The 13,298-nt window shown below is 73.4% G+C and carries 11 protein-coding genes and 1 tRNA gene; 4 read left to right on the forward strand and 8 right to left on the reverse strand.

Annotation, left to right across the window (positions count from 1 at the left end):
• Nucleotides 1–525: 525 nt before the first annotated feature.
• The 3 genes from ACFZBX_RS07610 (at nt 526) to ACFZBX_RS07620 (ending at nt 4,135) form a co-directional block, all read left to right on the forward strand.
• Nucleotides 526–1,518 (forward strand): class I SAM-dependent methyltransferase, encoded by a 993-nt coding sequence (locus ACFZBX_RS07610; protein ID WP_391532022.1) that lies wholly within the window; start codon nt 526–528, stop codon nt 1,516–1,518.
• Between the two features lie 183 nt (nt 1,519–1,701).
• A complete protein-coding gene (lysA, locus tag ACFZBX_RS07615; protein WP_391532023.1) occupies nt 1,702–3,042 on the forward strand; it encodes a diaminopimelate decarboxylase in 1,341 nt (446 codons plus the stop codon).
• A 157-nt stretch (nt 3,043–3,199) separates the two neighbouring features.
• A complete protein-coding gene (locus ACFZBX_RS07620; protein WP_391532024.1) occupies nt 3,200–4,135 on the forward strand; it encodes a LysR family transcriptional regulator in 936 nt (311 codons plus the stop codon).
• 57 nt (nt 4,136–4,192) lie between these two features.
• Here the strand turns inward: ACFZBX_RS07620 and ACFZBX_RS07625 are convergent, their stop codons facing one another.
• The 7 genes from ACFZBX_RS07625 to ACFZBX_RS07655 form a co-directional block, all read right to left on the reverse strand.
• Complete coding sequence (locus tag ACFZBX_RS07625; RefSeq protein WP_391532025.1) at nt 4,193–5,164, reverse strand: serine hydrolase; 972 nt, start codon at nt 5,162–5,164, stop codon at nt 4,193–4,195.
• Nucleotides 5,161–6,831: an amidohydrolase family protein gene (locus ACFZBX_RS07630; RefSeq protein WP_391532026.1), complete on the reverse strand. Its 1,671-nt coding sequence runs from the start codon at nt 6,829–6,831 to the stop codon at nt 5,161–5,163. The genes ACFZBX_RS07625 and ACFZBX_RS07630 overlap by 4 nt, the downstream gene beginning before the upstream one ends.
• Nucleotides 6,831–7,592 carry an amino acid ABC transporter ATP-binding protein gene (locus tag ACFZBX_RS07635; RefSeq protein WP_391532096.1) on the reverse strand — a complete coding sequence of 254 codons (762 nt, stop codon included), beginning with the start codon at nt 7,590–7,592 and terminating at the stop codon, nt 6,831–6,833. The genes ACFZBX_RS07630 and ACFZBX_RS07635 overlap by 1 nt, the downstream gene beginning before the upstream one ends.
• A 20-nt stretch (nt 7,593–7,612) precedes the next feature.
• On the reverse strand, nt 7,613–8,602 hold the full coding sequence (locus tag ACFZBX_RS07640) for an amino acid ABC transporter permease (protein ID WP_391532027.1): 990 nt from the start codon (nt 8,600–8,602) through the stop codon (nt 7,613–7,615).
• Nucleotides 8,599–9,489, reverse strand: a complete 891-nt coding sequence (locus ACFZBX_RS07645) for an ABC transporter substrate-binding protein (protein WP_391532028.1) — start codon at nt 9,487–9,489, stop codon at nt 8,599–8,601. The genes ACFZBX_RS07640 and ACFZBX_RS07645 overlap by 4 nt, the downstream gene beginning before the upstream one ends.
• A gap of 179 nt (nt 9,490–9,668) precedes the next feature.
• On the reverse strand, nt 9,669–11,321 hold the full coding sequence (locus ACFZBX_RS07650; RefSeq protein WP_391532029.1) for an APC family permease: 1,653 nt from the start codon (nt 11,319–11,321) through the stop codon (nt 9,669–9,671).
• 270 nt (nt 11,322–11,591) lie between these two features.
• Nucleotides 11,592–11,679, reverse strand: a tRNA-Leu gene (locus ACFZBX_RS07655).
• Between the two features lie 280 nt (nt 11,680–11,959).
• Here ACFZBX_RS07655 and ACFZBX_RS07660 point away from each other — a divergent pair.
• Nucleotides 11,960–12,481 carry an ATP-binding protein gene (locus ACFZBX_RS07660; RefSeq protein WP_380757877.1) on the forward strand — a complete coding sequence of 174 codons (522 nt, stop codon included), beginning with the start codon at nt 11,960–11,962 and terminating at the stop codon, nt 12,479–12,481.
• Nucleotides 12,482–12,557: 76 nt separating this feature from the next.
• Here the strand turns inward: ACFZBX_RS07660 and idi are convergent, their stop codons facing one another.
• The gene (gene idi / locus ACFZBX_RS07665) at nt 12,558–13,277 is read right to left on the reverse strand and encodes an isopentenyl-diphosphate Delta-isomerase (protein WP_391532030.1); all 720 of its coding nucleotides are present in this window, start codon (nt 13,275–13,277) and stop codon (nt 12,558–12,560) included.
• Nucleotides 13,278–13,298 lie beyond the last annotated feature (21 nt).

Consider the following 13,298-nt stretch of genomic DNA (forward strand, 5'->3'; position numbering starts at 1 on the left):
CCCCCGCCGGCCCTTCGTACAGCCGGCCCCGGGGCCAGTCAACGGGGCGCGCCCCGGGGGACGCAAGGTCCGGCGGGAGCACCACCGGGGCGCGCCGCGGCGGCGCTCGCGGCCCGCGTCAGCCATCCGGAGCAGTCCCTGGGGGGACTCACGCCGGGGCGTGCCGGTTCAGCGAAGATCGTTTTCCGTGACGATGGCAAATCCGCTGAGGCGGCGGCAATATGGACGAAGCGGTCCACCGTTCCGGGGCGGAACGCGGTCAAGTACGCGCACATAGTGCCGGGTCGCGAAATCCTTTCTCCGAACTCCGTCCAAGTTCGCTCGGGAGCCGGTAGATTGCGGCGAACTCGGCTACGTAGGACTACGGTTGGCGGCAGGTCGCGTCCTGTCCACGTGCCCGAGGCTTCACCCCGCCCGGGCGCAGGGGCCGACGAGGACCGTCGCCGGCAGCCGGGGCGGGCGGGCCCCTCCAGGGCCCGGAGAAAAGCCCCCCATGGTCGTTCGTACCGTCTTAGGAGCCGCTTCGTGACCGACGCCGCACTTGGAACCGACCAGCAGGAGCCGGCCGTTCTGGATGATGTGCCGGGGTGGTTCTGGGACCACGACCGTCATCTCTTCGACTGGTTCCTCGGGCGCCAGGAGAAAGCGGGATTCTCCGGGGACCTCATGGAAATGGGGGCCTACCTGGGCCGCAGCGCGATCGTGATCGGGGCGCACCTCCAGGCGGGCGAGACCTTCACGGTCTGCGACCTGTTCGACTCGGACGCACCGGACGACGAGAACGCCGCCGAGATGGACATGTCCTACCGCAGGACGCTGACCCGCACCGCCTTCGAGACCAACTACCTCTCCTTCCACGACCGGCTGCCGGAGATCATCCAGGCCCCCACCTCGGTCCTGGCCGACGGCCGCATCCCGGCGGGCGGGTTCCGGTTCATCCACATCGACGCCTCGCACCTCTACGAGCACGTGGCCGGCGACCTCCAGGTGGCCAGGACCGCGCTCGCGCCGGAGGGCGTCGTGGTGCTGGACGACTACCGCTCCGCGCACACCCCGGGCGTCGCCGCCGCCACCTGGGAGGCGGTCTTCAACCACGGCCTGCGGCCCGTCGTGCTCACCGATACCAAGTTCTACGGCACCTGGGGCGACCCGGAGGCCGCCCAGCTCGACCTGCTGGCCCGCCGGGGCACCCTGCCGGACTGCGACATCACCACGGAGACGCTCGCCTCGCACCGGGTGGTCCGGATCAGCGGCAGCTCCGACGGCGCCGAGCCGTTCCGGGTCTCCCGCCACCACGACCGGCTGGCCGCCGAGGCGGTGCGCCGCGAGCAGTCGCAGGCCACCGAGGACGCCCTGCGCGCCGCCGAGCGCGAGCGCGACGAGGCCGTCCGCGACCTCGCCGCACGCCGCGCCCGCGCCGCCGAGCGCCGCCGCCCGGCCAATGTCGCCAAGCGGGCGGTGGGCGACCTGCTGCCGCCGGTGGTCACCTCCGCCATCCGCCGCGCCCGCCGCGGCTGACCCGTCCCGCCGGCCGCGCACCCCCGACCGCGGGGGTGCGCGGCCGGCGTGTTGCCGCCGGTAGCGCGCCGCCTCCGTCCGGAGCATCGAAAGCGGTACCGCTCAGGGTCGGAAGAATGCGCTTTTCCGACTCCTCCCACCCGGCCGAGGATGGCAGGCGAACCAGCCCGCCGGGAGGAATCCGTGTCGCCTGTCTCGCCCGCCGTCCAGTCGCCCCTCGCCGCCCCGCCCGGCGCCCTGCCCGCGGAGCCGCCCGTGGACGCCGGACTGCTGCCGCTCACCGCCGGGACGGGCCCCGCCGGCCTCGCCGTCGGCGGCGTGGCACTGACCGAACTCGCCCGCCGCTTCGGCACCCCGCTCTTCGTCTACGACGAGGAGCACCTGCGCCGCCGCTGCCGCGAGGCCGTCGCCGCCTTCGGCCCGGACAACGTCGCCTACGCCTCCAAGGCCTTCCTCTGCACCGCGATGGCCCGGCTCGCCGCCGAGGAGGGCCTGCTGCTCGACGTCGCCTCCGGCGGCGAACTGCGCACCGCCCTGCACGCCGGGGTCTCCCCGGAGCGGATCGTGCTGCACGGCAACAACAAGAGCGACGCCGAACTGCGCACCGCCCTCACCGCGGGCCTGCGGCACGTCGTCGTCGACAGCTTCGACGAACTGGACCGGATCGAGCGCCTGGTCGCCGAGGAGGGCCTGCCGCCGGCCCGGGTCCAGCTGCGGGTGGCGCCGGGCGTCGCGGCGGGCGCCCACGAGGCGATCCAGACCGGCGGACACGACTCCAAGTTCGGCTTCGGACTGCTGGACGGCGCCGCCGGGGCCGCCGTCCGCCGGGCCGCCGCCTCGCCGGCGGTCCACCTGGAGGGCGTCCACGCGCACGTCGGCTCGCAGGTCCTGGACCCGGCCGAACTCGCCGACGGCGCCGCCGCCGTGGCCCGGTTCGCGGTGGACAGCGGGGTGGCCCGGCTGACCGTCGGCGGCGGCCTCGGTGTGGCGTACCTGGCCGGCCAGAGCGCGCCGTCCTTCGCCGTGTGGGCGGACCGGGTGCGGGCGGCCGTCCGCGGGGCCGGCTGGAGCGGGGAGGTCGGCGTCGAACCGGGGCGCTCGATCACCGCGCGGGCCGGGCTGACCCTCTACCGGGTGGGCACGGTCAAGCGGATAGCGGGCGTGCGGACGTATGTGAGCGTCGACGGCGGGATGAGCGACAACCTCCGCCCCGCCCTGTACGGCGCGCGCTACGAGGCGTTCCTGCCGCGCTGCCCCGAGGAGCCCCGGCCGCTGCGCGCCCGCCTGGTCGGCAAGCACTGCGAGAGCGGGGACGTCATCATCGACGACGCCGCCCTCCCGGCCGGCCTGCGGATCGGCGACGTGCTCGCCACCCCGGTCACCGGCGCGTACGGGTACGCGATGGCGTCGAACTACAACAAGCTGCCGCGCCCGGCCGTGGTCTTCGTCCGCGACGGCGACGCCCGGGTGGTGGTGCGCAGGGAGACCGAGGAGGACCTGCTCCGCCTCGACGCCGACGCCTGACCGCCGCCGCTTGACCGCCGGCGCCCGGCGCCCGACCCGGGTGGCTGCCCCAGGCTGACCGGCCCGCCTCGCGCCCGCTCCCGCGGCGCGACCGGCGGGCCGGACCCCTTTTGTCCCGCTCCGCCCCTGACCGGCCGAGATGACCTACCCTGGCCCGATGCTGAACAGCGCCCGTCTGCTCGTCCTGCTGGAGATCGCCCGCCGGGGCACCATCGTGGCCGCGGCGCAGGCGCTGCACCTGAGCCCGTCCGCCGTCTCCCACCAGCTGGCCCGCCTCGAACAGGAGTTGGGCGTCGCGCTGGTCGAGCGCCAGCCGCAGTCGCTGCGGCTGACCCCGGCCGGCGTCCGGCTGGCCGAGCACGCCCAGGCGATCGCCGACCTGATGGCCGTCGCCCAGGACGACCTGCGCGCCCACTCCGAGGGCACGGCGGGCGTGCTGCGGCTCGGTTTCTTCGCCTCGGCCGGCCTCGACCTGCTGCCCCGGGCGCTCACCGCCTTCTCGGCCCGGCACCCGCAGGTCGAACTCGAACTCATCATGGGCCAGCCGCACGAACTGCTCCCCGACCTGGAGGCCGGCCGGCTGGACGCGGCGGTGGTCTTCGAGCACCCGCTCGACCCGTGGATCCGGCAGGCCGCCCGCCAGGGCGTGGCCGAGGTCGAACTCTACTTCGACGAGCCGCAGTTGGTGATCGTGCCGCTGCGCCACCGGCTCGGCCGGCGCTCCCTCGTCCGGCTCGCCGAGCTCGACGGCGAGAGCTGGATCGGCACCCACGGCGGCTCCACCGGCGAGCCGGTGCTGGAACGCGCCTGCGCCGCCGAGGGGTTCCGCCCCCGGGTGCGCTGCCGCAGCGACCACTACCAGGTGACGATCAACCTCGCCCGGGCCGGCATGGGCGTCGCGCTGATCCCGGCCCTCGGCCTGGCCGACAGCGCCGGTGTGCACGTCTGCCGGCTGGACCACCCGCAGCTGCACCGCCGGATCGGCGTGGCCACCCGGGCCACCAACCGCAACCCGGCCGTCCGGGCGTTCCTCGGCGAACTGCGGGCGGCCGCCGGGGAGGTCAGGTCACTGCTCGAACTGCAGTGGTCCTGACCACCCCGGCGGCCGCCGACCGCCGTACCCCGGATGTCCGTCCAGCCGGGCGCCCGCTCAGCCGCCCGCCTGCCGCAGCAGTGCGCAGGTCGCCGGCTCGCCGCGCAGCGCGCCCGCCGCGAGCGCCCGCCCGACCTCGCGGATGGCGTGCACCGCCGCGCGCTCGGTGCTCGGCCCGAGCGCCACGTCCCAGTGCGCGATCACCGCGTAGGCCACCCGCCGGGTGCCGATCAGCACCCCGGCGTCGGCCCGCACCCCGGTGTCGGTCCCGGTCTTGTTGGCGACCAGCAGCCCACCGGGCAGCGGACCGGGGAAGCACTCCGCGTACGGGTCGTGCTGGACCAGTGCGGGCACCAGCCCGTGGTCGGTGTTGGAGCGCATCCACGCCAGCAGCCGCGCCGACGCGCCGGGCGTGACCAGGTCGCCCCGGACGGCCAGCGCGACCAGCCGCGCGAGGTCCCGGGCGGTCCCGGTGGCGAACACCGGCGCAATGCCGGGCCCGCGGACGTCCCGGACCCGGTCGTGCAGGGTGAGCCGGTCCAGTCCGAGGTTGCGGGCCAGCCGCTCGGTGGCGGGCAGGCCGACGGTCCGCAGCAGCGCGTTGGTGGCCGTGTTGTCGCTGACCGAGGCGGTCAGCCAGGCCAGGTCCTCGACCGTCCAGCCGCACCCGTCCGCGCCGCCACCCGCACCCGCGCCCGCACCCGCGCCAGCGCCCGCGCGTGGGCGCGAGAGCCGCCGCAGCAGGCCGGTGCCGCCGGTCACGTCCTCGTCCTCGATCGGCACCACCGCGTCCGCCCGCAGCTCCCCGGCGTCCAGCCGGCGCGCCACCTCGGCGAGCAGCAGCAGCTTGGACGCGCTGGCGACCGGCAGCACCACCGTGTCGTCCACCCCGACCGAGCCGCCCCCGTCGCTCCCGTCCGATCCGGCCGTCAGCTCCACGTCCGCGTCCACGTCCACCGCCGCGACCGCCAGGGTCAGCGGCAGCGCGGCCGCCGACCTCGCGGCGGCCGCCACCTGCGCCAGGATCATCGGACCCGTACCACCTCTCCGGCCCGGGCGTCCGTCGGCCGCCCGTCACGCACCGCGACCTGCCCGGCGACCACCACGGCCGCCACCCCCCGCGGCGGCAGCAGCGGCTGCTCGAAGGTGGCCGCGTCCCGGACGGCGTCCGGGTCCAGCACCACCAGGTCCGCCACCGCGCCGTCGCGGACCACCCCGCGCCCGGCGAGCCGGAACCGCGCCGCCGGCAGCCCGGTCATCTTGTGCACCGCGTCCTCCAGCGACAGCAGTCCCTCGTCCCGGCCGTAGTGGCCGAGCACCCGGGCGAAGCTGCCCGCCCAGCGCGGATGCGGCTTCCCGGGCTTGGGCACGCCGTCCGAGCCGATCATCGACAGCGGACTGGCCAGCACCCGGCGGACGTCGTCCTCGCGCATCGAGTGGCTGATGATGGTCACCTCCCCCTGTGAGTCGAGCAGCAGGTCGCAGACGTAGTCGACCGGGTCGACGCCGCCCGCGGCCGCGAGTTCCGCGATCCGGTGGCCCTCCGCCGCGCGGCGGGCCGGGGCGGCGGCGACCGCGATCAGGTCCCAGCCGCCGTTGCCGACGGTGTTCTCCCAGCCGTCCACCCCGCCCGCGATGTCCGCCCGGATCCGCTCGCGCACCTCAGGGCGGCGCAGCCGCTCCAGCAGCGCGCCGATCCCGCCCTCGCTGGCCCACGGCGGCAGCATCGCGTGCAGCACCGTACTGCCCGCCGTGTAGGGGTAGACGTCGCACAGGACGTCCAGGCCGTCCGCGCGGGCCTGTTCGAGCCGGGGGAGGGTGCGCAGCGTGGCGCCCCAGGCGTGCCGGCCCGCGGTCTTGTGGTGGGAGACCTGGAGCGGTGCGCCGGAGCGTGCGGCGATCTCCAGGGCCTCCTCCAGGGCCTTCTCCACCTGGGACATCTCGTCCCGCAGATGGGTGACGTACGGCTTGCCGTGCCGGGCCGCGACCCGGGCCAGCGCGACGATCTCCTCGGTGTCGGCGTAGGTGCCGGGCGGGTAGATCAGGCCGGTGGAGAACCCGGCCGCGCCCTGGGCGAGGGCGCGGTCGAGCAGTCCGCACATCGCGTCCAGCTCCTCGGGCCGGGGCGGCCGGTCGGCGAAGCCCATCACCCCGGCGCGCAGCGTGCCGTGGCCGACCAGCGAGGCGAGGTGGTTGCGCCGCAGTTCGGGCCGCTGGGCGGCGGCGAAGGCGGCGAAGTCCTCGGCGGGGCCGACCGGGCCGATGCCGAAGGTGACCCGCAGGTGCTCGGCCAGCTCCGGCAGCCGCTCGGGCAGGCAGGGAAAGAGGCTGCTGCCGCAGTTGCCGCTGATCTCGGTGGTCACGCCCTGGAGGAGCGGGGCGAGCCGCAGCTCCTCCAGGGCGCCCCACGCGGTGTCCTTGTCGTCGGCGACCGCGGCCGACTCCCCGACGGCGGCCGGCTCCCCGACGGCGGCCAGCGCGTCGGAGTGCGTGTGCACGTCGATGAACCCGGGGGTGACGACCAGGCCGGTGGCGTCCAGGACCGGCACCGAGCGCTCGCCCGCCCCGTCCGCGCCGGACCCGGGCGCCAGCACGGTGACCCGCCCGCCCGCCACCGCGAGGTCGGCGGGCCGCGCCGGCGCCCCGGTGCCGTCCACCAGCAGGCCGCCGCGGACCAGGAGTTCCACGCCCGCCATCACAGCACCGTCGCCAGGAAGGCCCGGGTGCGCTCGTGGCGCGGGGCGGTGAACACCTCGTCCGGGCGTCCGGCCTCGACGACCGCGCCCTGGTCCATGAAGACGACCCGGTCGGCGACCTCGCGGGCGAACCCCATCTCGTGGGTGACGACGATCATCGTCATCCCGCTGCGGGCCAGGTCGCGCATCACGCCCAGCACCTCCCCGACGAGTTCGGGGTCGAGCGCCGAGGTGGGCTCGTCGAAGAGCATCAGCGTCGGCTCCATGGCCAGCGCCCGGGCGATCGCGACCCGCTGCTGCTGGCCGCCGGAGAGCTGGCCCGGGTAGTGGTCGGCGCGGTCGGCGAGGCCGACCCGGTCCAGCAGCTCGCGGGCCTGCCGCTCGGCCGCGGCCCGGCCGCGGCCCTGGACGGCGACCGGCCCCTCCATCACGTTCTGCACCGCCGTGCGGTGCGGGAAGAGGTGGAAGCGCTGGAACACCATGCCGATCCGCTCGCGCTGGCGCTGGATGTCCTTGGGCCGCCGCTCGCGCAGCGTGGTCCCGCCGGAGCCGGCCGGCTCGTAGCCGATCAGCTCGCCGTTGACGGCGATCCGCCCGGCATCGATCTTCTCCAGGTGGTTGAAGCAGCGCAGCAGGGTGGACTTGCCCGAGCCGGAGGGCCCGATCACACAGAGCACCTCCCCGCTGCGCACCTCCAGGTCGATCCCGCGCAGCACCTCCAGATCGCCGAAGTGCTTGCGCACGCCGCGCGCCGAGAGGATCACCTCGTCCGTCGCCACCGTCACTTCGCCACCCCCTTCTTCTTGACGTCCGTCTTCCTCGCCCCGGGCCGCAGGTTGCGCAGCACCCGCTGCCCGAGCGCCGGGCGCGCCGTCTGCGCCCCGGGGCTGAACTTCCGCTCCACGGCGTGCTGCGCGACGCTCGCGATGGTCGTCAGCACCAGGTACCAGATCGACGCCACCACCAGCAGCGCGATGACCTCGAAGTTCGCCAGGTACAGGTGCTGGGAGACCGTCATCAGGTCGGCGCCCGCGATGACCGAGACCAGCGAGGTGGTCTTCAGCATCGAGATGAACTGGTTCCCGAACGGCGGGATGATCACCCGCATCGCCTGCGGCAGCACCACCCGGACGAGGATCTGCCGGTTGGACATGCCGAGGGCCGCCGCGGCCTCCCGCTGCCCGGGGTCGACGCTCTGGATGCCGGCCCGGACGATCTCCGACATGTAGGCGCCCTCGTTGATCGACAGGCCCAGCAGCGCCGCGACGAAGCCGGTGATCAGCGCGTTGGTCTGCCAGCTCACCAGCTTCGGCCCGTCGAACGGGATGCCGATGGAGATCTCGGGGATCAGCAGCGCGAGGTTGAACCAGAAGATCAGCTGCACCAGCAGCGGCGTGCCGCGGAAGAACCAGGTGTACGCGCCGGACGTGGCCCGCAGCACCGGGCTGTCCGACAGCTGCATCACCGCCGCCAGCACGCCGATCACGATGCCGACCACCTGCGAGATCAGGGTCAGCTGGACGGTGACCCACAGGCCTTCCAGGATCACCCCGTCGAACTGGTACTTCGCGATGACGTCCCAGTGCAGGTTGGGGTTGACGATGACGGTGTACGCCAGCCAGACCGCCACGAACGCGGCCACCAGCACGGCCGCCCACCGCGCGGGCCGGGGCCGCCCGGTGATCCGCAGCGCGAGGTCCTCCTCGGCGGCCTTCGCCACGGTGGCGATCGCCGTGGCGCCTCTCATGCCGTCGCCCGTCACCGTGCTCACTGCCCGACCGTGTTGACGGTGGCCTTGGTGACCGCGCTGCCGCCGACCTCGTACTTGTCGAGCACCGTGCGGTACTCGCCCGAGTCGATCAGCTCCTGGAGCGCCCGCTGCACCGCGTCGCGCAGCCCGCTCTCCTTCTTCGCCACCCCGATGCCCCACGGCGCGGTCCCGTACTGCTCGGGCAGCACCTGGTAGGCGGTGTTCTTCTGGGCGAACATCTGCGCCACCGGGTAGTCCACGATGGTGGCGACGGCCCGCCCGCTGTCCAGCTGCAGCAGCCCGGTCGGCGCGTCCTCGCTCTGCGAGATGGTCATCTTCTCGGCGCACTTGGTGTTCTGCTGCTCGCCGATCTCCAGGTTGGAGCTGCCCTTGGCGAGCACCACCTGCTTGCCGCAGAGGTCCTCCAGGGACTTGATGCCCTGGGGGTTGTCCTTGGTGGTCATGACGACCCCGCCGGTGCGGAAGTAGTCGACGAAGTCAATGGCCTGGCGGCGCTGCTCGCTGTCGGTCATCGAGGACATCACCAGGTCGAACCGGCCGGCCTGGAGGCCCGGGATCAGCCCGTCGAACGAGGCGTTGGTCATCTCCAGCTTCAGCCCGAGCTTGGCCGCGACCGCCGCGGCGAGGTCCGGGTCGACCCCGGTCAGCTCGGTGGTGCCCGGCTTGTACATCTCCATCGGCGGGTACCCTACGGCGGTCGCCACTCTCAGCACGCCGGCCTGCTTGTACTTGCCCGGCAGCAGCTCGGCCGAGCTCTTTCCGGCGGTGTCCCCGGCGGCCGCACCCGGTGCGGCGGCCGAACCCTGGTCGGAACGCCCGCAGGCGGTGGCGGCCAGGGCCACCAGCGCCAGCGCGGCCAGACAACGCAGAGGACGGGGGCGGTTCATCGGCATCTCCCTCGGGCGGTGACGGTCCGCCGATGCTGGCAGCCGCTCCCAGCTGAATGGAAGATGATGAAACTATTGCCCCCTGACCAACGAAATACGTACGCCTCCCCCCCAACGCGTACATGCGAAAGCGCCGACCGGACGTCCTCCGGTCGGCGCTTTCGCATGTACGGCGGCGGTCAGGCCTGGGGAACCGCGGCGCTCTCCCGGTCGGGAACCGGCGCCCCGTCGGTCTCCAGCAGTTCGCGCTTGACGGCGGCCAGGCTGGGGTTGGCCCAGGCGCTGCGGACGCCCCAGGCGTAGAAGGCCAGGGCGATCACGGTGACGACGAGGAGGTCCCAGCCCTCCGGCAGGTAGCCGTGGCCGCCGAAGTCGGCGGAGCCGGCCCAGGAGACGCCGGCCATCACGAAGAGGTAGGCGACCATCCAGGCGCCCGCCTTGAGGTGCGGCTTCAGCTCGGCGAACGGCTTGCGCAGCTCGTAGAAGGCCCAGATCGGCAGGCCGGCCGCCATCAGCAGGATGACCTTGCCGGTGAGCGGCCAGCGGGCCCAGTAGAGCACCAGCGAGCCGAACACCATGGCGACCGGGGCGATCACCGGCATCGCGCGCAGCCGCACCGGGCGCGGCAGCTCGGGCGCCAGGCGGCGCAGCGCCATCACGGCGACCGGGCCGGTGATGTAGGAGATCACGGTGGCCACCGAGACGATCTCGGCGAGCGAGCCCCAGCCGCGGAAGACCGCGAGGAAGCCGAAGGCGACGACCAGGTTGAGCACCAGCGCCGGGCGCGGGATGCCGGTCCTGCGGTCGACCTTGCCGAAGACGGCCGGCAGGTGGCCGTTCTCCTGGACGCCGTGGATCATCCGGGAGGTGGTGGCGGCGTAGATCATGCCGGTGCCGCTGGGGGAGACGAAGGCGTCCGCGTACAGCAGCAGCGCGAGCCAGTTCAGGCCCCAGGCGATGGCCAGGTCGGCGAGCGGCGAGGTGTAGCCGAGGCCGCTCCAGCCGTTGGCGAGGTCGGCGGTCGGGACGGCGCCGAGGAAGGCGATCTGCAGCGCGACGTAGATCACCAGGGCGATCAGGATCGAGCCGATCACCGCCTTGGGCAGCGACTTGCCGGGGTTGCGGGCCTCGCCGGCCAGGTTGAGCGGGGACTGGAAGCCGTTGAACGCCCACACGATGCCGGAGACGGCCACCGCCGTGAACACCGCGCTCCAGCCGTTCGGGGCGAAGCCGCCGTGGTCGGTGAAGTGCGAGGTGTCGAAGTGCGCGAACAGCAGGGCGCCGGCGGTGAGGGTGGGGACGACCACCTTGAACACGGTGATCGCGGTGTTGGTCTTGGCGAACAGCGTGATCGCGAACCAGTTCAGCGCGAAGTACACCAGCAGCAGCACACTGGCCAGCGCCACACCGCTGACGGACAGCTCCCGCCCGTCGTACAGCCCCTTGGCCCAGTCGAAGTCCCAGGAGCTCATGTACTGCACCGAGGCGGTCGCCTCGCCGGGGATCACCGAGACGATGGCGATCCAGTTGGCCCAGGCGGCCAGGTACCCGGCCAGCGACCCGTGCGAGTACTGCCCGTACCGGACCATGCCGCCGGCCTTGGGGAACATCGACCCCAGCTCGCTGTAGGTGAGCGCGATGGTCAGGGCGACGGCCGCCCCGATCACCCAGGCGACGATCGACGCCGGCCCGGCCAGCCGCGCCGCCCGCTCGGCCCCGAAGAGCCACCCCGACCCGATGATCGACCCCAGCCCCACCGCGGTGAGGCTGATCGTGCCGAGCGAGCGGCGGTAGTGCTGGTGTGATGCCGTCGTCGACTCGGGTTCACTCACCGTATCGGTCCTCTGTCTCATCATGTCACTCGGTTTTCCGGACAAACGGAGACAGCCTAAACGGCCAAATCGGGCGAAACCTCAAATGACCCTCAAATGCGACCCAAAACACCCGATCGTTGTCATCTCGTGCCCGAACCATCACTCCCCGGGAGTAGGCCGACGGGAGGTCCGGCGGGCCCGAAAGGAGGATCCGAAAGGAGGTCCTGGAAAGGGCGGGGAAAAGAAAATTCCCCGTGGGATCTCTTTCGAGTTCCCACGGGGAATCCATGGTGTCCGAGGGGGGACTTGAACCCCCACGCCCGATAAAGGGCACTAGCACCTCAAGCTAGCGCGTCTGCCATTCCGCCACCCGGACGGGGTGTGTGCTTCGGGGGTTTTTGCTCGCCCCCTCGGCGACAGAGAGAACATTACCAGGGTTTCGGAGTGCTTCTCACCTGCGTTTCCCCGGTGGGGATGGTGGGGGTCGCGGGGATGGATCGCAGATGTGCGCGAAGCGGTGGTTCGACGGCGGTTAGCGGTCGGGTTGCGGACGGTGAACGGTCGGGAACGGGCGGGGGCGGTCCGACACGGGCAACTTGTCGACGGTGCCCCGGGCCCGGTGGCGGCTCTCCTAGCCTCTGTGCACCGAGGGCGCCATGAGCGGAACGCCTGATTCCCGGGTCGCGGACGAAGGGCGGCTGGACGTGGAGCGGATCAGCGAGGAAGAGGCGGCGGCACGGGGCGGCCCCGTCGAGGGGGTCTGGCGGTTCACCGTGCCGGCCGTGCAGGCCTCGGTGCCGCGCACCCGGCACGCGGTGCGCGACCGGCTGCTGGCCCAGGGGCTGGCGGAGAACCGCTACCAGGAACTGGTGGACGACCTGCTGCTGATCGTCTCGGAGCTGGTCGGCAACGCGGTGACGCACGCCGCCGAGCTGTCGCCGGAGGTGACCACCGAGCTGACGGTGCGCGGGGGCTGGGTACGGGTCTCCGTCGAGGACGGCGACCCGTACCGGCCGAAGGCGCTGGCGGCCGACGCGGGTCAGACCGGCGGGCGGGGGCTGCTGCTGGTGAAGAGCGTCACGCTGCAGGCCGGCGGGGTCTGCGACGTGGAGAAGGCGGGGGAGGGCGGCAAGGTGATCTGGGCCTCGCTGCCGCTCCCCCGGGGGGAGCATGGCTGACCGCGGGCGGACCGGCGGCACGGCGGGCGCACCGGGCGTGCCGGACACACCGGACGCACCGGGCGTGCCGGACGGACTACCAGGAGCTCCCGGCGATCTCGCGGATGCCGGGCAGGGCGGCCTCGAAGACGGTCCGGAACCACACCGAGAACGGCCGCTCCGCCTCCAGCGCGCGCAGTTCCTCGGCGGTCACGAAGGCGTAGTCGTCCACCTCGTCCGGGTTGGGCCGCACCGGCGCGGTGACCAGGCCCACGAACAGGTGGTTCCACTCCCGCTCGATCAGCCCGGAGGTCTCGTCCGGCAGGTCGTAGCGGACCGTGCCCGCCTCGCAGAGCAGCGCCGGGGCGACGCCCAGCTCCTCCGCGGTGCGCCGGGCGGCGGCCACGAACGGCGGCTCGTCGGGGTAGGGGTGGCCGCAGCAGGTGTTCGACCAGACGCCGGGCGAGTGGTACTTGCCGAGCGCCCGGCGCTGGAGCAGCATCCGGCCCTGCCGGTCGAAGAGGAAGACCGAGAACGCCCGGTGCAGCCGGCCGGGCTGCTGGTGGGCCCAGAGCTTCTCCGCGGTGCCGATCGTCACACCCTCGTCGTCCACCAGCTCCAGCAGGATCTCCTGCGGCGCCCCGGCGGACCCCGCGCCGCCGTCCACGTCCGTCTCGACGTCGAGGCCGGTGTCCAGCCCGGTGTCCAGCCCCCTGTCCGAGCCGGTGTCGAGGCCGGTCCCCCGGCCGGCGTCGGCGCCGGGACCGGCCTCCGGGTCGAGGTGGGTCGGGTGGTCGGTCGGCAGACTCTGGGGCATGAGGCCTCTTTCGGCAGCTTC

It is taken from the genome of Kitasatospora sp. NPDC008115, from assembly GCF_042957205.1.
In the GTDB taxonomy this organism is placed as follows: domain Bacteria; phylum Actinomycetota; class Actinomycetes; order Streptomycetales; family Streptomycetaceae; genus Kitasatospora.

Excerpts from the sequence above, each read along its gene's own strand:
- ACFZBX_RS07620 (WP_391532024.1), top strand. The coding sequence starts at position 3,200 with ATGCTGAACAGCGCCCGTCTGCTCGTCCTGCTGGAGATCGCCCGCCGG.
- ACFZBX_RS07625 (WP_391532025.1), bottom strand. The coding sequence starts at position 5,164 with ATGATCCTGGCGCAGGTGGCGGCCGCCGCGAGGTCGGCGGCCGCGCTG.
- ACFZBX_RS07630 (WP_391532026.1), bottom strand. The coding sequence starts at position 6,831 with ATGGCGGGCGTGGAACTCCTGGTCCGCGGCGGCCTGCTGGTGGACGGC.
- ACFZBX_RS07645 (WP_391532028.1), bottom strand. The coding sequence starts at position 9,489 with ATGAACCGCCCCCGTCCTCTGCGTTGTCTGGCCGCGCTGGCGCTGGTG.
- ACFZBX_RS07660 (WP_380757877.1), top strand. The coding sequence starts at position 11,960 with ATGAGCGGAACGCCTGATTCCCGGGTCGCGGACGAAGGGCGGCTGGAC.
- idi (WP_391532030.1), bottom strand. The coding sequence starts at position 13,277 with ATGCCCCAGAGTCTGCCGACCGACCACCCGACCCACCTCGACCCGGAG.